Source organism: Mycolicibacterium sp. XJ662 (genome assembly GCF_053484035.1).
The window spans coordinates 1,378,615-1,398,339 of the sequence record NZ_JBEFTL010000001.1; the positions used below are offsets into that span (position 1 = coordinate 1,378,615).

The following is a 19,725-nucleotide window of genomic DNA, read 5'->3' on the forward strand; positions in this document are numbered from 1 at the left end:
AGAGGAGCACGACGTTGGCCGACTTTGTCGCCGCTATCGACCAGGGCACCACCAGTACCCGCTGCATGATCTTCGACCACGGCGGCGCCGAGATCGGCCGCCATCAGCTCGAGCACGAGCAGATCCTGCCCAAGTCAGGTTGGGTCGAGCACAACCCCGTCGAGATCTGGGAACGCACGGCAGCGGTCATCATGTCGGCGCTGAACAACACCAACCTGTCTGCCACCGACCTGGCCGCGCTGGGCGTCACCAACCAGCGCGAGACGGCGCTGGTGTGGAACCGGCGGACCGGGCGGCCGTATTACAACGCGATCGTGTGGCAGGACACCCGCACCGACCGCATCGCCTCGGCCCTGGAGCGCGACGGTCGCGGCGACGTGATCCGGCGCAAGGCGGGCCTGCCGCCCGCCACGTACTTCTCCGGCGGCAAGGTGCAGTGGATCCTCGACAACGTCGACGGGGTACGCCGCGACGCCGAGAACGGCGACGCGTTGTTCGGCACCCCCGACACCTGGGTGCTGTGGAACCTCACCGGCGGTACCCGCGGCGGCATACACGCCACCGATGTGACCAACGCCAGCCGCACCATGCTGATGAACCTGGAAACCCTGGACTGGGACGATGAACTGTTGTCGTTCTTCGGGATTCCTCGGCAGATGCTGCCGAAGATCCAGCCGTCGTCGTGTCCGGAGTCGTTCGGGATCACCCGCGACGACGGCCCGCTCGCCGGCCAGGTGCCGCTGACCGGCATCCTCGGCGACCAGCAGGCCGCCATGGTCGGGCAGGTCTGCCTCGAGGCCGGTGAGGCCAAGAACACCTATGGCACAGGCAATTTCCTGCTGCTCAACACCGGCGAGAAGATCGTGCGCTCCGAGAACGGGCTGCTGACCACGCTGTGCTACCAGTTCGGTGACGCCAAACCCGTTTATGCGCTGGAGGGTTCGATCGCCGTCACCGGTTCCGCGGTGCAATGGCTGCGCGACCAGCTCGGCATCATCAGCGGCGCCGCGCAGAGTGAATCGCTGGCCCGCCAGGTGGAAGACAACGGCGGCGTGTATTTCGTGCCCGCCTTTTCGGGATTGTTCGCGCCGTACTGGCGTTCGGACGCGCGCGGCGCGATCGTCGGGTTGTCGCGCTACAACACCAACGCCCATCTGGCCCGCGCGACGCTCGAGGCGATCTGCTACCAGAGCCGCGACGTCGTCGACGCGATGGAAGCCGACTCCGGCGTGCACATGGAGGTGCTCAAGGTCGACGGCGGCGTCACCGCCAACGATCTGTGCATGCAGATCCAGGCCGACGTGCTCGGCGTGGACGTCGTCAAACCCGTCATCGCCGAGACGACGGCGCTGGGCGCGGCCTACGCCGCCGGTCTGGCCGTCGGGTTCTGGGAGAACACCGATGATCTGCGGTCCAACTGGCACGAGGACAAGCGCTGGACGCCCGCATGGAGCGACGAACAGCGCGCCGACGGGTACGCGGGCTGGCAGAAGGCGGTGCAACGCACGCTGGACTGGGTCGACGTCGAGTGATTTCGGTGCGCTGACATGCGCTCAGCGCACGTTCGCGCATCGAAATCACATGGTGGCGACGGCCGTGTTCTGTTCGAGGTGGCGCACCGACGACGTACCCGGGATCACCAACACGTTCGGCGCGACCGACAGCGCCCACCGCAGCGCGGCCTGCGCGGGTGAGCAACCGAGCCGCTCGGCCTCGCGCTGGATGTCCGGATGGCCCAGCACGGGATTGTCGGCGAAGAACCCCGAGCCCAGCGTGAAGAACGACACGAACGCGATGCCGCGCTCGGTGCAGGCGTCGAGCACCGGCTGCGAGGTGCGGTCGACGTAGTTGTACGGGTTCTGCACGCACACGATCTCGGTGTGGTCGAGCGCGATCTGTAGGTGCTCAGTTGTGATGCTGCTCAACCCGATTCCGCCGATCAAGCCCTCGTCACGCGCGGTGACCATCGCGTCGAGCTGCCGGGTGAACAGTTCCCGGTTCACTGGCGCCCCTGAGCCGGAATCGGTTTGGAGGTCGTGCACGCGCAGGTTGACCGCCGCGAGGCGGTCGGTGTCCAGCGTTGCGAGGTTCTGCTCGAGGTCGGCACGCAACTCGTCGGGCTGCTGCGCGGGAAGCCACGCCCCAGCGTCGTCACGACGCGCGCCGACCTTGCTGACCAGAGCGAGGTCGGCAGGGTAGGGGTGCAGCGCCTCGCGGATCAGCTCATTGGCCACATCGGGACCGTAGAACTGCGCGGTGTCGATGTGGTTGATGCCCAACTCGATTGCGCATCGCAGCACGGCCAACGCCTGCTCGCGGTCACGCGGCGGACCGAGCACTCCCGGCCCGGGAAGTTGCATCGCGCCGAAGCCGACGCGTCCGACATGGAATGAGCCCAGCGGGAAGGTTTGCATCCTTTATGGGTACACCGCCGGCCCCGGCGGCGTCTCAGCGATGCCCCGTCGATCCAACGCCTCGATCACCGACCGCGCCCACTGCTCTTGCATCTCGTGGGAGCGCAGGCCGTATTCGAGGGCCGCATGCGAGTAGAACGACCCGTCGTCGTCGCTCCATTCGACGGAGTCGCGAAGGGCTTCGAGCCGCTTGATCTCGGCGGCGGCGTTTTCGGCCAGCGCGGTCAACTGCGCGCGGGCCTGGTCCGGTGGGATCTCGCCGAGCAAGAACACCCGCAGCAGCCCCGCGCTGCGAAACGGCGGATCGTCCTGCGGGTTGGTCACCCACCGGCGCAACTCCTCGCGGCCGGCGTCGGTGATGCGGTACTCCTTGCGCCCGCGCGGGCCGATGTCGGAGACCTCGATCAGCCCAGCGCCGGCGAGCTTGTTGAGCTCGCCGTACAGCTGGCTCTGGGTGGCCGGCCACACGTTGGCCATCGACTCTTCGAAGAGTCGCAGCAGGTCATACCCGCTGCCAGGCCGTTGGGCCAGCAGCCCCAACGCCGCAATCCGGAGGCTCACGCAAGCGATGATACCTCCACTATTGACATGTCACTACAGACATGTCAGTGTTTCCCTGTCACGCGTTAGGAGATGCAGATGACCGAAACCTCGGAGACCTCGACCGACCAGTTCTTTATGCGGGGCAACTACGCCCCCGTCGCCGATGAACTCACCGAGTTCGACCTGCCTGTGGAAGGCACGATCCCGACCGAGCTCGACGGTTGGTACCTGCGCAACGGACCCAATCCGCGGCAGGCCACCGCCCACTGGTTCGTCGGCGACGGCATGATCCACGGTGTGCGGATCGAGGGCGGCCGCGCGGCCTGGTACCGCAACCGCTGGGTGCGGACCGACAGTTTCGAGAACGACTTTCCGCTCTACAACGCCAACGGCACCCGCAACCTGCGCTCCAGCGTCGCCAACACCCATGTGGTCAACCATGCGGGCAAGACGCTGGCGCTCGTCGAGTCGTCGCTGCCCTACGAGATCAGCAACGACCTGAAAACGTTGGGGGCCTACGATTTCGGCGGCAAGCTGGTCGACTCGATGACCGCTCATCCGAAGATCTGCCCGACCACCGGGGAGATGCACTTCTTCGGTTACGGCAACATCTTCGCCCCACACGTCACCTATCACCGCGTTGACGCCGACGGTGAGTTGACGGTCAACCGGCCGCTGGACGTGCCGGCGTTGACGATGATGCACGACTTCGCGGTGACCGCGAAGTACGTGGTGTTTCTGGATTTGCCGATCGTGTTCGACCTCGACATCGCGTTGAAGGCCGAAGCCGATATGCCCTACCGCTGGGACGACGACTACGGTGCGCGCTTCGGGGTGCTGCGCCGCGACGACCCGTTCGGCGAGGTGCGGTGGTTCGACATCGACCCCTGCTACGTGTTCCACGTCGCCAACGCCTATGACACCGGTGACCGTATCGAGTTGGCTGCGGTGCGCTATCCCGAGTTGTGGCGTGACAGCGGCGGGTTCGACGTCGAGGGCGTGCTGTGGAGCTGGAGCGTCGACCTGTCGACCGGCACGGTCACGGAGCGCCAGCTCGACGACCGGGACGTGGAGTTCCCGCGCATCGACGACCGGCTGGCCACGCTGCCCGCCCGCTACTCGGTCTCCGTCGGCGACGACCGGCTGGTGCGCTACGACCTGAGCACCGGCGACGCCGTCGAGCATGGGTTCGGCACCGCCGCGTCGCCCGGTGTGCCCGGTGAGGCGGTGTTCGTGCCGTCGACGTCGGGGCCAGCCGACGAGAGCAGCGGATGGTATCTCGGCTACGTCTACGATCCGGCGCGCGACGGCAGCGACCTCGTCATCATCGACGCATACGATTTCGCCGGCCCGCCCGTCGCCAGGATCCAAATGCCGCAGCGGGTTCCGTTCGGCTTCCACGGAAACTGGATCAGCGCCTGACTTGAGCCAGGCGAGTGCCGAACGTTCCTTACCGCTCGACAAATCGCGGAATCTTCGAGTGGTAAGGAACGTTCGCGGCGCGCTAGCCGGGCGGGGTCAGCCCGCCGGTGCCAGGCGACGACGGCGGCGCAAGCGGGGCTGGCGGTCCGGAGCCCGGCCACTGCGGTTGCGCGGCGGCAGCGTTCGGCTGCAGCCTGGCGAGCTCACGACGATGCCGTTCGGCCAGCACCGCGGCCAGCACCAGCTGCGGGGGAGTGCCGGGCGGTGGTGGCGGCGAGATCTGCGCGACGACCTCACCGGCGATCCGGTAGGCCATCTGGTCGCGCACGGCGGGGTTCAATTGCGATGCGCGGCTCAGGAATTGGCGGGCCAGCTCGGCCTGTTCGGGCCGCAGTCCGGACAGCTGCAGCGACGACGCCCACCATGCCAGCTGCGGTGGCATCATCGGCGGCGGCGCCAGCCGCGGCGCGCGTTCGCTGATCACCACGGTGCCCGCGAAAATGTCACCGATGCGCTTCCCCTTGGGCGACAACAGGCTGCAGATCACCGCAGGTCCGCCGGTGAGCATCCAGATTTCGATCACCCCGGCCAACGCGCGAAACAGCGCCTGGCGAAAGCGTTCCGGCCCGCCGTCCTCAGACACCACCCGCAGCCCCATCACCAACTTGCCCAGCGACCGACCGCGCGTCGTCGTCTCCCAGACCAGCGGGTAGCCCACCAGCGCGAGCACGGTGAAGATGATCAGCACCGCGCCCGACAACGCCGGATCGAACTGGTCCAGCGTCGTGGCCCACAACACCACCCCGGTGATGTAGAAGATCAACACCACGGTCAGATCGATGAGCGCCGACGCGACGCGAACCGGTAGCTGGGCGATCTGAACATCCAGAACCACGGCGTCGCCGGTGACGACGACGGGTTGTTGCGGGCTGGCCATAGGCACCAACGCTACTAGGATTCGCGGGTGTGGATGTCGACGCGTTCGTGCAGACGCACCGCCCGACCTGGGCCCGGCTCGAGCAGCTGGTCAAGCGGCGCCGGAAGCTGACCGGCGCCGAGGTCGACGAACTGGTCGACCTCTACCAGCGAGTGTCGACCCATCTGTCGATGGTGCGCACCGCGTCCAACGATGCGGTGCTGATCGGGCGGCTGTCGGGGCTGGTGGCGCGGGCCCGGTCGGTGGTGACCGGTGCGCACGCGCCGCTGTGGCGGGAGTTTGCGCGGTTCTGGACCGTCTCGTTTCCCGTGGTGGCATACCGGTCGTGGCGCTGGTGGCTGGCCAGCGCGGTGGCCTTTTTGATCGTCGCCGCGGTGATCGCCATCTGGGTGGCCGGCAGCCCCGAAGTGCGGGCCACCATCGGAACGCCCAGCGAGATCGAGCAACTGGTCAACAACGACTTCGCGTCGTACTACAGCGAGAATCCCGCCGGCTCGTTCGCACTGCAGGTGTGGGTGAACAACGCCTGGATTGCCGTGCAGTGCATAGCTTTTGCCGTTCTGCTCGGCATCCCGATCCCTTACATCTTGTTTCAGAACGCCGCCAATCTGGGGATCGGCGCGGGCCTGATGTTCGGTGCGGGCAAGGGCGACATCTTCCTCGGCCTCATCACGCCGCACGGGTTGATCGAGCTCACCGCGGTGTTTCTGGCGGCCGCCGTCGGGATGCGGCTGGGTTGGTCGGTGGTGGCGCCGGGCAACCGGCCGCGGTCGCAGGTACTGGCCGAACAGGGCCGCGCCGTCGGGGCCGCGGCAGTCGGTCTGGTCGCGGTGTTCCTGGTCGCCGGCGTGGTCGAGGCGGTGGTGACGCCGTCGCCGTTGCCGACGTTCGCCCGTATCGCGGTCGGGGTGGCCGTCGAAGTCGCGTTTCTGGCCTACATCGTGTACTTCGGCCGCAAGGCGGTGCGGGCCGGGGAGACCGGTGACCTCGAGGACGCCCCCGACGTCGTACCCATCCGCTAGGGTCCCGTTCCTTGCGCGAGCAGACACAGAAGGGTGTCATTTGGCGACGGAGCGCAACCTTCTGCGTCTGCTCGCCGGCCAAACGGGCTAGAGCCGGCCGGCGGCCTTCATCGCCAGATAGTGGTCGGCCAGCGCCGGCGCCAGATCCTCGGGGGGCGCGTCGACGACGTCGACGCCCGTGCGCCGCAGCCGGGCGGCGATCGACCGGCGGGCGTTGCGGGACCGTTCGGCCGCGGCCGCGTCGTACACCTGCGCGGCGTCGGCGCGCCCGTCGGCCAGCTTCTCCACCCGGGGGTCGGCCACGGAGGCCAGCAGCACCTCATGCTTGGCCGACAACTGCGGCAGGATGCCCATCAGGCCCTCGTCGAGCGCTGAGGCGTTGAGGTCGGTCAACAACACCACGAAGGCGCGGCGACGGACCCGTCGCTGCACCGCGGAAACCATTGCCCGGGCGTCGGATTCGACCAGGGCGGGCTCCAGGGGCGCCATCGCCTCGACCAGCTGGGCGAGCAGTTCCGTGCGCGACGCGTTGAACACCCCCGCGCGGGTCACCCGGTCGTGGGCCAGGAAGTCCACGTGGTCACCGGCCCGCGACGCCAGCGCCGCCAGCAGGAGCGCGGCATCCATGAACCAGTCCAGCCGAGGCCATCCCGCAGGATCGTTTGCGGTCGGATCCACCCCGACGCGACCGGCCGACGTGCGTCCGGTGTCGAGCACGATGACCACCCGCTGGTCGCGCTCGGGGCGCCAGGTGCGCACGACCACGTCGCCGCGGCGGGCGGTGGCGCGCCAGTCGATCGACCGGACGTCGTCGCCGATGACATACTCACGCAGCGAGTCGAACTCGGTGCCCTGGCCGCGGATCAGCACCGGGGTGTTGCCTTCCAGCTCGCGCAGCCGGGCCAACCGCGACGGCAGGTGTTTGCGCGACAAGAACGGCGGCAGGATCCGGATCTCCCACGGCACCCGGTGCGAACTCTGCCTGCCCGCCAACCCGAGCGGGCCCACGGAACGCGCGGTGACCAGGTCCGAACGCTGATCACCGCGGCGCACCGGCGACAGTGTCGTCGAAACCCGAACCCCTTGCTCCGCCGCGATATCGACGGAATGAGTGCGGGGCTGGGCCCGTCCGCTCGGGGGCCACGCGTCGCGGATCGCCCCGCGCAGTCGACGGCCGTTGAGGTTTTCGACCAGCAAGGTGGCGTCCACCGACTGGCCCAACCGCGCCGCCGTATCACCGGACCGTTCGAATCGCAGCCGTCGCGGGCTCACGGCCAACGCGACATCGGCGCCCACCGCCACGACGAGTACCGCCAGCAGCAGTGCGAAAGTGGCTGCCGGCCACGGTGATACCGCGATCGGCAGCACGAAGAGAAGCGCGACCAGGCCGGCGCGGCCGGTGAGGACCACTAGCGCGGTACCGGCACGGCCGCCAGGATGCCGTCGAGCACACCGTCGGGGGTCGCGCCCTCGAGCTCGGCCTCCGGACGCAGCTGGATCCGGTGGCGCAGCGTCGAACGGGACATCGCCTTGACGTCATCGGGCGTCACGTAGTTGCGCCCGGACAGCCAGGCCCACGACCGGGCAGTCGCCAACAACGCCGTCGTCCCGCGCGGCGACACCCCGAGCTGAAGCGACGGCGAATGCCGTGTGGCCGCGGCGATGTCGACGATGTAGCCGAGCACTTCGTCGGCCACCAGCACCTGCTGCACCGCTTCGCGTCCGGCGCGCAGATCAGCGGCGCCGGCGACCGGCCGCACCGCCGACAGGTCGCGGGGATCGAAACCGCGGGCGTGTCGGTCCAGGATCGAGATCTCCTGCTCACGGCCGGGCAGCGGAACGTTGAGCTTGAGCAGGAACCGGTCGAGTTGGGCTTCGGGCAACTGGTAGGTGCCCTCGTATTCGATGGGGTTCTGCGTGGCCGCGACGATGAACGGATCGGGCAGCGGCCGCGCCTCGCCCTCGACGCTGACCTGACGTTCCTCCATGGCCTCCAGCAGTGCGGCCTGGGTCTTGGGCGGGGTCCGGTTGATTTCGTCGGCCAGCAACAGGTTGGTGAACACCGGCCCCGAATGGAACTCGAACTCCGCGGTGCGGGCATCGTAGACCAGGGATCCGGTGACGTCACCGGGCATCAGGTCCGGGGTGAACTGGACGCGTTTGAAGTCGAGTTGCAACGCCGACGCCAACGTGCGCACCAGGAGCGTCTTGGCAACGCCGGGTACGCCTTCGAGCAGCACGTGGCCGCGGCACAGCAGCGCGATCACCAAGCCGCTGACGACGGCATCTTGCCCGACAACGGCTTTGGCGATCTCTGTGCGCAGTTCCAGCAACGCGTTTCGCGCCTGTTCCGATGCGGCTGTCGGGCTAGCTGGCTGAGTCACGACTGTGCGACCTGCCTTTCGATGTTGTCGAGTTCACGGGCGAGGTTTACCAATTGGGTGTCGTCGGCCGGCGGCGGGCCGAAAAGCGTGTAGGCCACCGATTGCGGTGGCTGCCCGCAGCGTTCGGCCACCGATTGAACGACGGCAGCTTGGTCGGCGCCGGGCCCGAGGCCCAGCCGCGGCGACATCCGCTGCACGGCGGCCGTCCGCAACGCTTCGGCGGCGCGGTCGCGTGAGCGCGTGGACCGGTACAGCCGACCGCGGCCCTCGACGGTCTCCGACGCGCGCACCACTACGGGCAGCTTCTCGGCGACCAACGGCCCGATGCGCCGGCCGCGCCAAATCGCGAGCAGCACCACGACCAGGCACAGTTGTAAGACGATCCAATTCACCCGGTCGGGGATCATGTCGAAAAGCGACGCGGCACCGTCTGATTCGCCTTCGGGCTGCTGCGGCGCGTACCAGATCATCCGGGGATTGGTGCCGACGAGGTTCATCGCCAACGCGGCGTTGCCCTCCTTGAGCAGCTCCGAGTTGGTCATGAAGTCGGCGGTGCTGACGACGGTGATGTCGCGGCTGTCATCGGTGTAGCGCACCAACGCGCCGCCGTAGCAGCGGGTCACCGGAACGTCGCCGGCCGCCTCGAAGGCATCGCTCATGCCGAACTGCACTGACCCGGCGCGGGTGGCCTCGCGCAGGTCGCAGTCCGGTGCGTCGTTGCCGTAGTCCGTCGTTCCGCTGCGCTTGACCTCCGCTGCCAGAATCTCACGGGTGCGCGATATCGGTTGCACCACAAGACGATCACCCGGAAGCGCTGCCAACCGGTGCATGATGTCCTCGTTGATGAGGAAATAGGTCTGAACCACCACCACCAAGGTGTCGGGTCTGGCGGCGGCTTCGACCGCGGCGATGTCGGATGCCTCGATGACCTCGACGCCGCGGTCGCGAACCAGGCTGACCAGGGCGCGCGCGCCGTCGGCCGATGTGGAGGCCGGATCCATCCGGGCGCCGGGTGTCGGTGTGGTCAGGTACGTGGTCAGCAGCGCGACGCCGATGATGACGATCAGCGCGACCACCACCCAGCGGGCGCCGCGCAACCGTTGGCGCACCGTCGGCGCCACCGCGGTGTCGGCGGCCGTCATCGCACTTCCGCCCATCCGCCTGGCGACACCGGCGTGGCCGTCCCGGCGGAGTCGGTCGTCGGCTGGATCCGGCGGAGCTGGTCATCGAGATCCACAACTTGTCGGTAGGCCGGCTCCGTCCCGGGCCGCTCGCCGTAGGTGACGTCGTTGAAAGCAGTTGCGGCGGCTTGCAATTCGTCGGTGAGGTTCGGCAGCGCGCGCCCCGCGTCGCGGGCGAGTTCGGTGGCCGTGCGGCCGGGTACGGGTTCGAGGACCGCCGACTCCTCCAGCTGGCGCGCGACGGCGCGTAACCGGTGGCGGATGGCCGCAGCCCAATCCTGTGTCGCCGCAGCCTGTTCCGCGGCGAGCCGATGTTGGGCCGCGCTCCGATCACGGTCGGAAAGCAGTGCGTATTCGCCTCCCCGCGCGGTACGCATGGTGCGTCGAAGTACCCGTACCGCGACGATCAGCGCCACGGCGACCAACACTGCGAGGACGGTGATCGTCAGCCAGCCACCCGGTACCGACGCGGCCTCGTTGAACAGCCTGTACAGCAGATCGTTGAACCAGTCGCCGACCCGGTCGGTCAGAGATGCCTTGGGGTAGATCGGCTTTGCCAGCTCGCGTTCCGCGGCTTCGTGGGCAGCATCGCGGTCGATGTCTATGGTCGGCACGTCAGCTCTGGCCGGTCAGCCACAGATGGTCGGTCGACTCGGGCGGGGCGCCGGGGCCGTATCCGGCGCCGGTCTGCAACACCAGGTCGAAAGCCTCGGTGCGGATCCGGCTGTCGGTGTACTGCAGCACCACCACACCGGCGCTGAACGGCGCCGTGATGATCTGGCCGATCGCGCTGCCGACGGTCAGCACAGCCAGCGCCACCAGCGCCATGACCGTGGATGACGCGGCCATGACCAGCATTTGGCCACCGATGCTGAACGGGACCGACACCGCGACCGCGATCATCTGCGCGACGACGGCGGCCAGCAACCGGATGCCGAACACCCGCCAGAAGTTTGGTTTGACCAACCGGAACGACCGCAGCACGGCCGCGACGATGCCGTGGCGCTCCAACACGATGATCGGCGGTACGAAGGTCAGCATGGTGCCGAGGTAGACCAGCACCGCGATCAGGGCAAACACCAACGGAACGGCCAGCACCACCGCTGCCGCGCCGCCGGCCGCGTAGCCGATCCACACGATGAGCCCCACCACCGCGGCCACCAGCAACACCGCGCCGAGCACTTCGAGCACGGAGAAGCCGATCAGGGCCCATAGCCGTCCCCGAAGACGTTGCCACGCTTGGCCGATCGTGATCCCTGCGCCGAACACCGCACGGCCGACGACGACGGTGAGCAGACCGCTCAGCAGGATCGCCGACAGCCCCGTCGCGACGCCGCCGGCGACGCTCGACAACGACGAGCCGAGCAGCACGTCCGTGGACACCTCTTCGCCGCTGAGGGTCGGATCGAGTTGCCCCGCGATGGCGAGTGGACCCACTGACAACACCAGGGCGAGCAGTTGGGTGATCACCACGACCACCGTCGTCAGACCCAGAGTGGCCTTGGGGTTGGCCCGGATGTAGGTGATGGCGCCGTTGAAGATGTCGGCGAGGGTCAGCGGCCGCAGCGGGATGACGCCGGGTTTGAGCGGCGGCGGCGCACCATAACCCGGCGGCCCGTAACCCGGCGGCCCGTATCCCGGTGGCCCGTAACCGGGTGGCGGATATCCGGGCGGCCCACCGTAACCCGGCGGCGGGTAGCCCGGTGGCGGATAACCCGGCGGGGGATAGCCCGGTGGCGGATACCCGGCGGGTGGGTAACCCGGCGTCGGCGGCCCAGGCGTGGCGAACCCACCGGCGTCGGTACTCATGGCCACCATCCTGTCGGCCGCGACGCAAATTGACAACGTGGTCGGGGGTGCGTCGGACACCGATTTGGGTACGTTTGAACCATGTCCGAAGGTCCTGTCCTGAAGAATCGGTTGCGCTCGGACCTCACGGCCGTGATGAAATCTCAGGACAAACTGCGCACCGCCACGCTGCGGATGCTGCTCACAGCGATCGGAAACGAGGAGGTGGCGGGCAAGGAGTCGCGGGAGTTGACCGACGACGAGGTGCTCAAGGTGCTCGCCAGGGAATCCAGGAAGCGCGGCGAAGCCGCCGAGATCTACACGCAGAACAACCGCGGTGAGTTGGCCGCCAACGAACACGCCGAGGCCCAGGTCATCGACGAGTACCTGCCGACGCCGCTGACGGAGGCCGAACTGGCCGACGTCGCCGACACCGCGATCGCGCACGTCGCCGAGGCGATCGGGGAGCGGCCCACCATGAAGCAGATGGGCGAGGTCATGAAGGCCGCCACGGCCATCGCCGCAGGTAAGGCCGACGGCGCGCGGCTCTCCGAGGCGGTCAAGGCCCGGCTGTAGCCGGTTTTCCGGCCATCGACCGGGGTACCCCGATGCCATGACGCGGTTCGGATACACCCTGTTTACAGAACAAAGCGGCCCCAAAGAGCTTGTCAACTACGCCGTTTCGGCAGAGCGCGCGGGTTTCGACTTCGAAGTGAGCTCGGATCACTACTTCCCGTGGCTGTCGTCGCAGGGCCACGCGTCCTATGCATGGTCGGTGCTGGGCGCCGTCGCGCACGCCACCGAGCGGGTGGAGTTGTTCACCTATGTCACCTGCCCGACGATGCGTTACCACCCCGCGATCGTCGCCCAGAAGGCCGCCACGCTGCAGATCCTGGCCGACGGGCGGTTCACCCTCGGGCTCGGCACCGGTGAGAACCTCAACGAGCACGTCGTCGGCAAGCGGTGGCCCACGATCGCCAGGCGGCAGGAGATGCTGCGCGAAGCCATTCAGATCATCCGTGAGCTGCTCACCGGCGAAATGGTCGACTGGAAGGGCGAGTACTTCGAGGTCGACTCGGCGCGGCTGTGGGACATCCCCGACACACCGGTGGCCATCGCCGCCGCCGTCTCCGGCGAGCGGTCGGTGGAGACGTTCGCACCGCTGGCGGACCACCTGATCGCGGTCGAGCCGAACAAGGATCTCGTCACCGCCTGGCACGATGCCCGACGCGCCACCGGCCTGCCCGGTGCCGTGCGAGTCGTCGGGCAGATCCCGATCTGCTGGGATCCCGACCGTGACGCCGCCGTCGCGCGCGCCCACGACCAGTTCCGGTGGTTCGGCGGGGGCTGGGCAGTCAACTCCGATCTACCGACGACGGCCGGTTTCGACGGCGCGACGCAGTATGTGCGGCCAGAGGACGTCGCCGCGTCGATCCCGTGCGGACCGGATCTGGACGCGATCGTCGACGCGGTGAGCAAGTATTGGGACGCCGGGTTCACCGATATCGCCCTGGTGCAGATCGGCGACGAAAGCCAGGACATGTTTCTCAAGGAGGCCGCCGGCCCGCTGCTGGAAAAGTTGCGAAACGCCTCGGCGTAAACCTGTTTGGCGGTATCTGACGGGGGTACCCCGGCCCGACCTGAACAGTCCAAAAGCCGGGAGGCGATACATGTTCGTTCACAACAAAGATCTGCAATTCGAGGTTCGGGTCGAGAGGCCAGACCCTCGATTTGCAACGCTGCTCCAGGAGCAGTTCGGCGGCGCCAACGGCGAACTCAAGGCCGCGATGCAGTACTTCACGCAGGCGTTCGTGCTGCGCCAAAAGAACCCCAAGATGTACGACCTCTTCATGGATATCGCCACCGAGGAGTTCAGCCACCTGGAAATGGTCGGCTCGATGATCACGATGCTGCTCGACGGGCTCAACGACGACCTCAAGATGGCCAACGAACGCTGTGACTGGATGCCCGCGGTGGCCAGCCGCGACGGTCGCGACGAGATCATCCACAGCGTCGCGGTCAACCCGCTGTTCTTCACGCTCAGCGGTGGCGGCCCCGACGTTAAGGACTCCGCCGGCGTCCCCTGGCAGGGCACGTTCGTCAACGCCAACGGCGATCCGACCGTCGACCTGCGCAGCAACCTGGCCGCCGAATCGCGCGCGAAGATCGTCTACGAGTACCTCAAGCAGTTCACCGACGATCCCGGCGTGCAGGACACGCTGACGTTCCTGATGACCAGGGAGGTCGCGCACTTCCAGCAGTTCACCGCCGCCCTCAACGAGCTGCCGGTGAACTTCCCGCCCGGGCAGCTGCCCGGCGACGACCGGTTCCAGAACGTGGCGTTCAACATGTCCGACGGGGCCGGATCGGTCCGTGGGCCGTGGAACGAGGGCCAGGGCCCGTGGCCCGAGGGCATGAAGTGGGACTACGTCGAGAAGCCCCAGGAGCAGTGGCTGGGCACCAAGAAGCGGGAGAACAAGGGTGCTCAGCGGTGCCCCGAAGGACAACCCGCCGTGCAGGGCGAAAAGCCGTTCACCCACGAGCAACACACGGCGACCTAGTCCACCGTCGGAAAAGGCCGGTGCCCAATAGGCACCGGCCTTTTCTCGTAGCTACTTCATCTGCGGATCGGGTGGGTTCTCGGCTTCCCGGCCGGTGGCGGCGTCGCGGATGTGGTCGACCATCGCCGCCCCCATCCCCATCGTCTTCTGCACCAGCGGGTTGGCCGGTGTGTCGGGGTGCGGGCGCGTCGGCGCCACCTTCTTCGCTGCTTCCAGTTTGTCGCCCAGCTTTTCGCGGTCTTTCGGGCTCACCGCGGCTTCGAACTTCGGCCACACCACCTCCTGCTCGTAGCGGATGTGCTCGCGCCCGATCTTGACGAACTCCTGCAGTGCCTCGTGATAGTCCGCCTCACCGGGCTTACCGTTCTCCAGACGCTGCAGCAGCTCCTTGCCGGCCTGCTCCTGGCTGATCGCCTCGTCGGCCAGCTCGTCGCCGTCCTCGAGCGCGTCGCGAACCGCCGGCCAGAAGAACTGCTGCTCGATCGCCTCGTGTTGGGACTCGGCGATCACCAGGTTGGTGACCATGGTTTCCAGCCCGCTGCGCTGAGCGCCCTCCCCGGTCGGCGCCCCGTCGAGCACCTCGAACATCCCCAGCACGCTCTTGTGGTCTTCACGCAGAAACGTCAGTGCGTCCATATTTTTGCCTCTTACTTTCGGGTCACGGTCCGCTGCGCATACCCGCGGTCAGGGGGTTGAAACAGCGCCGCTGCGGGTAGTTCGTCCGGTGACGAAAGGACTTTCATGCCGCGCGGAAAAGGGATCTACGACGACGAAGACGCCGACGAGCCCAAGGGTGGTCGGCCAGGTCCGAAAGACGAAGGTAACGAAGGCGGTATGGCTACCCGCGAGAACGCGCCCGACGTCGCGGAATCCGGTGGGGAACCTACGGCCTGAGCGTCACTGCGCGTCTCGGCCCTGCCGGCTGCGCCGATACGCCGCCCGGCGAAACTCCCCGAGCCATCTGGGCAGCAGCGTGACATCGGGGTCGCTGTGCAATGTGGGGTCGAACGCGATGTCGTCGGTGCTGGGGTCTCTGTGGCGAAGCGTCAGCCGCGCCAGCGGCCTGAACCCGCCCGTACCGGGGGCTTGGTCGATATCGAAAATCAGCCCGTCTGAACTGATTTGGTCACGGATCGCGTCCAGCGACAACCCGCGTCCTTCCAGATCGGTCACCAGGCGCCCGCGCACCCACCATGCGGTATCGCGATACTGCAGCGGCATCAGGCTGGAGAACGACGCACCCGCCCACGTCGCGACGGGCGAGAGCACGATCCGGCTGTTGGCCACCGTGGAGGCCAACAACACATCCCAGGGCGTGCAGCCGTGCAGATCCTGCGGCGGCGGCATCCGCCACGCCAGCCCCGCCACATCAGGCAGCGCACCGGGCAATCCGACACCCTTCGACACCCGGGCGATCACGTCGCACGAGGTCATCGGCAGACCTTCACCGTCCGGGGCGATCCGCTCGAACAGGCCCTCGGCCATCACGCCGTTGGGGTGGAATAACCGGCGGCCGCGGATCGCCGCCCCGAGTCGGACCGGTAACGCGGCGATGTCAGATGTGCGCACAGAGTTGGGGTGCCCGCGCGGCGTTGTGGCAAAACCGGGTTTCAACCGCGCCGAGATAGGGCATTAATTCTGGGCTAGTGCTGCGACGGCGCAGTGAACTTTGTCGAAAGGCCGATGTGACTACCGCGTACACCGACCTGGGTAGCCCGATCATCGCCGAGGGTGTCTATGCCCCGCAAGAGGACTCCCAACTGCTCATCGATGTCATGGAGAAAACCGGCCTGGCAGAAGGTCATCGGGTAGCCGACCTGTGCACGGGCTCCGGGGTCGCGGCCATCGCGGCAAGCGAACAGAACGCGAAGGAGGTCACCGCCTTCGACATCTGCGCACGTGCGGTGCACTGCGCGCGCACGAATGCCGCGGCCGCAGGCGCCGAAGTGGCTGTGCACCTGGGTTCGTGGGCGCGTGCAGTCGAATTCGGGCCGTATGACCTGGTGATCTGCAATCCCCCGTACGTGCCGCACGATCCGAGCCTCGACGACGCGCTGCCGTCGCACATCGGCCCGCCCCGCGCCTGGGATGCGGGGTTCGACGGACGCCTCGTTCTGGATCCGCTGTGCGCGGCGGTACCTGACCTTCTGGCCGACGGCGGATCTTTTCTGGTGGTGCAGTCCGAATTCGCAAGCCCGCGTCAGACGCTGGGCGCGTTGGCGGCCGCCGGAATGGACGCTGAAATCGTTGCTTACCAATGGATTCCGTTCGGACCGGTGCTGACATCGCGAGCCGATTGGTTGGAGCAGACGGGGCGCCTCGAGCCGGGCCGCCGTGAAGAAGAACTCATCGTCATCCGGGCCGACAAGCCATGAGCGACAGCCAGCCGCGCACGGTGCGGATCGTTCCGTCAGGGCCCGTGATGGTCCAGGGCCCGGTGCGCATCGAGATGCCCGACGGCCGAGTGGTGGAGTCCGACCGGTTCATGGTCGCGATCTGCGCGTGCAAGCGCAGCAAGGATTATCCGTTGTGCGACACCAGCCATCGCTGCCGGCGCCGCGCCGAGCCGACCGACAAGTCCTCAGACAAGCGGTCGGCGTAGCGACGAGCGGTTGCCGGTCCAGCACGCCATCATGTGGTCGGCCAGCCGGTCCTCCACGACATCGCGAGCCCGAATTCCGAACACCACATCGCGTTCCAGTTGCGGCTCGCGTGCGATGAGATCCCCGACCACGTCGGTGCGCACGACCTGTTCGTGAACGGCGTCGGCCACGACGTGCTCGTGGTAGAAGGCCACACACGCATCGGGCGCCCCCATCCGCTCGAGGGCCTGAACCAGGCGCCGAGACCCGGGTGAGGACGTGATCTCGGTGGACGCGAAGTGCCCGATCGTCGCCCCGCGTAGCTCCCGGTGCAGTCCGAACAGCGACATCAGGTTGACCGACGCCAGCGCGTCGGCTGGCACCGCGTCGAGGTAGGCCAGATACGACGAATCGAGCCGCGCGGCCTCCATCAACTCGGTGTACAGGTGTTGGTGGACCTGATCGCCACGGCCGCCGCCGAATTCGTCGAACTCAACCGCGACGAACGCCGCCTTGGAATGTCCGATCAGCCGCGGAATCGCCCACGCGTGCGGGTCGCCCTCCTTGAGGTGGTAGACCGAGCGATGCACGAAGTACTCCTGCATCTGCTCCCAGGTGCCCTTGTCGCGCAGGTAGTAGGACGGGCCTTCGCCGTCGACCGGCTCGACCGAGAGCTTGTCCATCTCGGCGGCGGCGGTGTCGTCGGCCGTGATCTCGCCGACGTCCTGGCGTACCGCGCTGAGGAAGGTTTCTTCCAGTCGGCCACGCAGATGCAGCAGCGAGGGATTCCACTCCCACCGGGGGCTGACCCCGGCGAATCCGCGGTAGTGCAGTTCGTAGCAGACGTACAGCGCCAGCTGCAGGTCGAGGCCGTACGGGTCGGCCTCGGCAACCGGCACGTCGATCCGGTGGACGTGGAGCGCGGGCCGATCCCGGCGCAGCAGCTCGATGACGGTGGCGGACAGCGGCCCGACGGCCCGGGGCAGCGCAGGTTCAACGAGAACCGAAGACATGGTCACGACCTCATTAATTCCCCGCATCGATGCCGGTCAAACACCGTTTACCGACGTCGATAAGGGGGTAGTTCGTCTCATACTGGCCGTGGCGAGGGGATCGGAAATGTTCGAGCTGGATGTGCTTCTGGCGAGCTATCTCTGCGGCTGGGTCATTGTCACGCTGGGCCTGTACGTCGCGGGCAAGCGGCTTGGCGAGCGCAGGACGGCGGCGCCACACACACTCCGTGTCAGCGTTCTCGGCGGCGCGCTGTGGCCGCTGCTGCTCATCGGCGTGGTGGAGGCCAGCTCCATCGTCGTGTTGACCAAGCTCGGGGCGAAGACGACACCGCATATGGGTGTGCCCGCGTAGCTGACGCAGTCGGGGCGGCGGGGGAGCACCGTAGGTAGTGTCGCTGATGATTATCCGATCGGTAACAGCTATTTCGGCTGGCTGGTCGTGGTGTCGTCGGCGGTGAGTGGGCCGTCTCCGGTGTCAAGCAGAAAGACCGCGAGTAATTCGGCGGGTTCGGTGGCGCTGGCGTTCTCGCTGATCGTGTGGTGCGCGCCAGGGGTCTCCTTCCACGTCGCACCGGCGGGATAGACGCGCGCGGACTCGCCTTCGACTTCGCTGCGGATCGCTCCGGAGATGACGTAGGCCATGATGAATGCCGACTTCGCGTGGTGATGGGCTGCGCTCCGGGCTCCCGGCGGGTAGCTGACGGTCACCGCTTGAAGTGACTTCCCCGGAACGTTGGTTGGTTGGTTGAAAACTTCGCGGACGACCACGCTGTGGTTCGGGTTCTCCGGTGTCGGCTCCGCATGGGCCGCAGGCGCGAGCAGCGCAACAGCGACCATTACGGCAAATAGCGTTTTCAGCGCCACTGGTTGGCCGCCTTTCTTACGGATGTAGTGAGGGGCCGGCACGTGGCAGAAGCCACGGGACGGTCCGCGGGTTTCCTTCAGTCCTCGGTTACGCGCAGGATCGTCTTGCCGACGACGCGCTTATCGGGGGCGAAAGCGGCGGCTGCCTCGGCTAGAGGTAACACGGCGCCCACCGGCGGCGTGAGGCGTCCGTCGCGAACCCGTGCGGCGAGGCCGGCGAGCTGGGCGCGATTGGCTTCTACGACGAAGAACACTGCCCGTCCGTCGCACGGCCGCGTCTCTGGCGGCTCGGCGACGGTGACGAGTGTGCCGCCAGCCCGCACCAGTGCCGCCGAACGGGCTAGCACCTCCCCGCCGATCACGTCGAACACGACGTCGACTTCGCCCACATCTTCGAGTCTTTCTGTCTCCAGGTCCACGAAGGTTTGGACGCCGAGCGCGGCTGCGCGGTCTCGATCTGCGCTGCGGCCCGTTCCAATGACACCGGCACCGACCTCACGAGCGAGCTGTGCCGCGGTCGAGCCGACCGCACCCGCGACGCCGTGGATCAGGACCGTCTGTCCAGTGGTGAGGTGTCCGTGGTCGAACAGGGCCTGCCAGGCGGTCAATCCGGAGACCGGTAACGCGGCGGCCGCAATGTGGTCGACGTCGATCGGCAGCGGTGCGAGATTGCGGGCCTCGATCGCGGTGTACTCAGCTAGCGACCCGTCGCGGGCCCAGTCAGCGAGACCGAACACCCGCTGTCCAATGCTCAGACCGGTGGTGCCGTACCCCAACTCAACCACGACGCCCGACAGCTCGTGGCCGGGAACGCTGGGTGTGCGGTCGCGTCCGGCGCGGTCGATCCAGGTGTGCGGCCAGTCAAGCTCACCGGGGGTGAAACCCGCGGCGTGCACCCGCACAACCACATCGTTCTCGCCCGCCTGCGGGTAGGGCAAATCGGTAAACGAGAGACCTGCGACTCCAGCGTCACGATCTGAAACAGCGATGGCTTGCATTACATGTCCTTCCTAA

General features: G+C 67.4%; 23 protein-coding genes. 10 read left to right on the forward strand and 13 right to left on the reverse strand.

Going from position 1 to position 19,725, the window contains the following annotated elements; genetic code table 11:
• Positions 1-14 precede the first annotated feature (14 nt).
• Positions 15-1,532, forward strand: a complete 1,518-nt coding sequence (glpK, locus tag ABQE93_RS06485; RefSeq protein ID WP_448406439.1) for a glycerol kinase GlpK — start codon at positions 15-17, stop codon at positions 1,530-1,532.
• 45 nt (positions 1,533-1,577) lie between these two features.
• Here glpK and ABQE93_RS06490 read toward each other — a convergent pair whose 3' ends face one another.
• Complete coding sequence (locus ABQE93_RS06490; RefSeq protein ID WP_448406440.1) at positions 1,578-2,414, reverse strand: oxidoreductase; 837 nt, start codon at positions 2,412-2,414, stop codon at positions 1,578-1,580.
• A 3-nt stretch (positions 2,415-2,417) separates the two neighbouring features.
• Positions 2,418-2,975: a PadR family transcriptional regulator gene (locus ABQE93_RS06495; protein WP_448406441.1), complete on the reverse strand. Its 558-nt coding sequence runs from the start codon at positions 2,973-2,975 to the stop codon at positions 2,418-2,420.
• A 78-nt stretch (positions 2,976-3,053) separates the two neighbouring features.
• Here ABQE93_RS06495 and ABQE93_RS06500 point away from each other — a divergent pair, with 78 nt between their 5' ends.
• Positions 3,054-4,379: a carotenoid oxygenase family protein gene (locus ABQE93_RS06500; protein WP_448406443.1), complete on the forward strand. Its 1,326-nt coding sequence runs from the start codon at positions 3,054-3,056 to the stop codon at positions 4,377-4,379.
• Between the two features lie 82 nt (positions 4,380-4,461).
• On the opposite strand, the gene ABQE93_RS06505 is transcribed toward ABQE93_RS06500, so the two are convergent.
• Positions 4,462-5,316 carry an RDD family protein gene (locus ABQE93_RS06505; protein ID WP_448406444.1) on the reverse strand — a complete coding sequence of 285 codons (855 nt, stop codon included), beginning with the start codon at positions 5,314-5,316 and terminating at the stop codon, positions 4,462-4,464.
• 29 nt (positions 5,317-5,345) lie between these two features.
• Here ABQE93_RS06505 and ABQE93_RS06510 point away from each other — a divergent pair, with 29 nt between their 5' ends.
• Complete coding sequence (locus ABQE93_RS06510) at positions 5,346-6,338, forward strand: stage II sporulation protein M (RefSeq protein ID WP_448406446.1); 993 nt, start codon at positions 5,346-5,348, stop codon at positions 6,336-6,338.
• Positions 6,339-6,425: 87 nt separating this feature from the next.
• On the opposite strand, the gene ABQE93_RS06515 is transcribed toward ABQE93_RS06510, so the two are convergent.
• Genes ABQE93_RS06515 through ABQE93_RS06535 form a run of 5 tightly spaced genes read right to left on the reverse strand, consistent with a single transcriptional unit; the run spans position 6,426 to position 11,712 of the window.
• The gene (locus tag ABQE93_RS06515) at positions 6,426-7,748 is read right to left on the reverse strand and encodes a DUF58 domain-containing protein (protein ID WP_448406447.1); all 1,323 of its coding nucleotides are present in this window, start codon (positions 7,746-7,748) and stop codon (positions 6,426-6,428) included.
• Positions 7,748-8,722: an AAA family ATPase gene (locus ABQE93_RS06520; protein WP_448406448.1), complete on the reverse strand. Its 975-nt coding sequence runs from the start codon at positions 8,720-8,722 to the stop codon at positions 7,748-7,750. Before ABQE93_RS06520 ends, ABQE93_RS06515 begins: the two co-directional genes overlap by 1 nt.
• Complete coding sequence (locus ABQE93_RS06525) at positions 8,719-9,864, reverse strand: DUF4350 domain-containing protein (RefSeq protein ID WP_448406449.1); 1,146 nt, start codon at positions 9,862-9,864, stop codon at positions 8,719-8,721. The genes ABQE93_RS06520 and ABQE93_RS06525 overlap by 4 nt, the downstream gene beginning before the upstream one ends.
• The gene (locus ABQE93_RS06530) at positions 9,861-10,517 is read right to left on the reverse strand and encodes a DUF4129 domain-containing protein (protein WP_448406450.1); all 657 of its coding nucleotides are present in this window, start codon (positions 10,515-10,517) and stop codon (positions 9,861-9,863) included. The genes ABQE93_RS06525 and ABQE93_RS06530 overlap by 4 nt, the downstream gene beginning before the upstream one ends.
• 1 nt (position 10,518) lies before the next feature.
• Entirely contained in the window at positions 10,519-11,712 is a 1,194-nt protein-coding gene (locus tag ABQE93_RS06535; RefSeq protein ID WP_448406451.1) for a hypothetical protein, read from the reverse strand.
• An 81-nt stretch (positions 11,713-11,793) separates the two neighbouring features.
• Between ABQE93_RS06535 and ABQE93_RS06540 the strand changes: the two genes are divergently transcribed.
• The 3 genes from ABQE93_RS06540 (at position 11,794) to ABQE93_RS06550 (ending at position 14,252) form a co-directional block, all read left to right on the forward strand.
• Positions 11,794-12,267 carry a GatB/YqeY domain-containing protein gene (locus ABQE93_RS06540; RefSeq protein WP_448406453.1) on the forward strand — a complete coding sequence of 158 codons (474 nt, stop codon included), beginning with the start codon at positions 11,794-11,796 and terminating at the stop codon, positions 12,265-12,267.
• 37 nt (positions 12,268-12,304) lie between these two features.
• A complete protein-coding gene (locus ABQE93_RS06545) occupies positions 12,305-13,291 on the forward strand; it encodes an LLM class F420-dependent oxidoreductase (RefSeq protein ID WP_448406454.1) in 987 nt (328 codons plus the stop codon).
• Positions 13,292-13,361: 70 nt separating this feature from the next.
• Positions 13,362-14,252, forward strand: coding sequence for a manganese catalase family protein (locus ABQE93_RS06550; protein ID WP_448406455.1), 891 nt, complete (start codon positions 13,362-13,364; stop codon positions 14,250-14,252).
• Positions 14,253-14,303: 51 nt separating this feature from the next.
• Here the strand turns inward: ABQE93_RS06550 and ABQE93_RS06555 are convergent, their stop codons facing one another.
• Positions 14,304-14,888, reverse strand: a complete 585-nt coding sequence (locus ABQE93_RS06555) for a hemerythrin domain-containing protein (protein WP_448406456.1) — start codon at positions 14,886-14,888, stop codon at positions 14,304-14,306.
• Positions 14,889-14,993: 105 nt separating this feature from the next.
• Between ABQE93_RS06555 and ABQE93_RS06560 the strand changes: the two genes are divergently transcribed.
• Positions 14,994-15,146, forward strand: coding sequence for a hypothetical protein (locus ABQE93_RS06560; RefSeq protein ID WP_448391892.1), 153 nt, complete (start codon positions 14,994-14,996; stop codon positions 15,144-15,146).
• A gap of 3 nt (positions 15,147-15,149) precedes the next feature.
• Here the strand turns inward: ABQE93_RS06560 and ABQE93_RS06565 are convergent, their stop codons facing one another.
• On the reverse strand, positions 15,150-15,821 hold the full coding sequence (locus ABQE93_RS06565; protein ID WP_448406458.1) for a phosphodiesterase: 672 nt from the start codon (positions 15,819-15,821) through the stop codon (positions 15,150-15,152).
• Positions 15,822-15,937: 116 nt separating this feature from the next.
• Between ABQE93_RS06565 and ABQE93_RS06570 the strand changes: the two genes are divergently transcribed.
• Positions 15,938-16,627: a HemK2/MTQ2 family protein methyltransferase gene (locus ABQE93_RS06570; RefSeq protein ID WP_448406459.1), complete on the forward strand. Its 690-nt coding sequence runs from the start codon at positions 15,938-15,940 to the stop codon at positions 16,625-16,627.
• On the forward strand, positions 16,624-16,854 hold the full coding sequence (locus ABQE93_RS06575; RefSeq protein ID WP_448406460.1) for a CDGSH iron-sulfur domain-containing protein: 231 nt from the start codon (positions 16,624-16,626) through the stop codon (positions 16,852-16,854). Before ABQE93_RS06570 ends, ABQE93_RS06575 begins: the two co-directional genes overlap by 4 nt.
• Here the strand turns inward: ABQE93_RS06575 and ABQE93_RS06580 are convergent.
• Positions 16,834-17,847: an iron-containing redox enzyme family protein gene (locus ABQE93_RS06580; protein WP_448406461.1), complete on the reverse strand. Its 1,014-nt coding sequence runs from the start codon at positions 17,845-17,847 to the stop codon at positions 16,834-16,836. The two genes, ABQE93_RS06575 and ABQE93_RS06580, sit on opposite strands and share 21 nt — an antisense overlap.
• Here ABQE93_RS06580 and ABQE93_RS06585 point away from each other — a divergent pair.
• Positions 17,846-18,199: a hypothetical protein gene (locus ABQE93_RS06585; RefSeq protein WP_448412297.1), complete on the forward strand. Its 354-nt coding sequence runs from the start codon at positions 17,846-17,848 to the stop codon at positions 18,197-18,199. The two genes, ABQE93_RS06580 and ABQE93_RS06585, sit on opposite strands and share 2 nt — an antisense overlap.
• Positions 18,200-18,267: 68 nt before the next feature.
• Here ABQE93_RS06585 and ABQE93_RS06590 read toward each other — a convergent pair whose 3' ends face one another.
• Both ABQE93_RS06590 and ABQE93_RS06595 read right to left on the reverse strand, forming a co-directional pair.
• Positions 18,268-18,711 (reverse strand): cupin domain-containing protein, encoded by a 444-nt coding sequence (locus ABQE93_RS06590; protein WP_448406463.1) that lies wholly within the window; start codon positions 18,709-18,711, stop codon positions 18,268-18,270.
• Between the two features lie 77 nt (positions 18,712-18,788).
• Positions 18,789-19,709: an NADP-dependent oxidoreductase gene (locus tag ABQE93_RS06595; RefSeq protein ID WP_448406464.1), complete on the reverse strand. Its 921-nt coding sequence runs from the start codon at positions 19,707-19,709 to the stop codon at positions 18,789-18,791.
• Positions 19,710-19,725: the final 16 nt, after the last annotated feature.

Coding starts and splice junctions, on each gene's coding strand:
- ABQE93_RS06490 (WP_448406440.1), bottom strand. CDS start 2,414: ATGCAAACCTTCCCGCTGGGCTCATTCCATGTCGGACGCGTCGGCTTC.
- ABQE93_RS06500 (WP_448406443.1), top strand. CDS start 3,054: ATGACCGAAACCTCGGAGACCTCGACCGACCAGTTCTTTATGCGGGGC.
- ABQE93_RS06505 (WP_448406444.1), bottom strand. CDS start 5,316: ATGGCCAGCCCGCAACAACCCGTCGTCGTCACCGGCGACGCCGTGGTT.
- ABQE93_RS06525 (WP_448406449.1), bottom strand. CDS start 9,864: ATGACGGCCGCCGACACCGCGGTGGCGCCGACGGTGCGCCAACGGTTG.
- ABQE93_RS06535 (WP_448406451.1), bottom strand. CDS start 11,712: ATGAGTACCGACGCCGGTGGGTTCGCCACGCCTGGGCCGCCGACGCCG.
- ABQE93_RS06540 (WP_448406453.1), top strand. CDS start 11,794: ATGTCCGAAGGTCCTGTCCTGAAGAATCGGTTGCGCTCGGACCTCACG.
- ABQE93_RS06545 (WP_448406454.1), top strand. CDS start 12,305: ATGACGCGGTTCGGATACACCCTGTTTACAGAACAAAGCGGCCCCAAA.
- ABQE93_RS06550 (WP_448406455.1), top strand. CDS start 13,362: ATGTTCGTTCACAACAAAGATCTGCAATTCGAGGTTCGGGTCGAGAGG.
- ABQE93_RS06555 (WP_448406456.1), bottom strand. CDS start 14,888: ATGGACGCACTGACGTTTCTGCGTGAAGACCACAAGAGCGTGCTGGGG.
- ABQE93_RS06560 (WP_448391892.1), top strand. CDS start 14,994: ATGCCGCGCGGAAAAGGGATCTACGACGACGAAGACGCCGACGAGCCC.
- ABQE93_RS06575 (WP_448406460.1), top strand. CDS start 16,624: ATGAGCGACAGCCAGCCGCGCACGGTGCGGATCGTTCCGTCAGGGCCC.
- ABQE93_RS06585 (WP_448412297.1), top strand. CDS start 17,846: ATGGTCACGACCTCATTAATTCCCCGCATCGATGCCGGTCAAACACCG.
- ABQE93_RS06580 (WP_448406461.1), bottom strand. CDS start 17,847: ATGTCTTCGGTTCTCGTTGAACCTGCGCTGCCCCGGGCCGTCGGGCCG.
- ABQE93_RS06595 (WP_448406464.1), bottom strand. CDS start 19,709: ATGCAAGCCATCGCTGTTTCAGATCGTGACGCTGGAGTCGCAGGTCTC.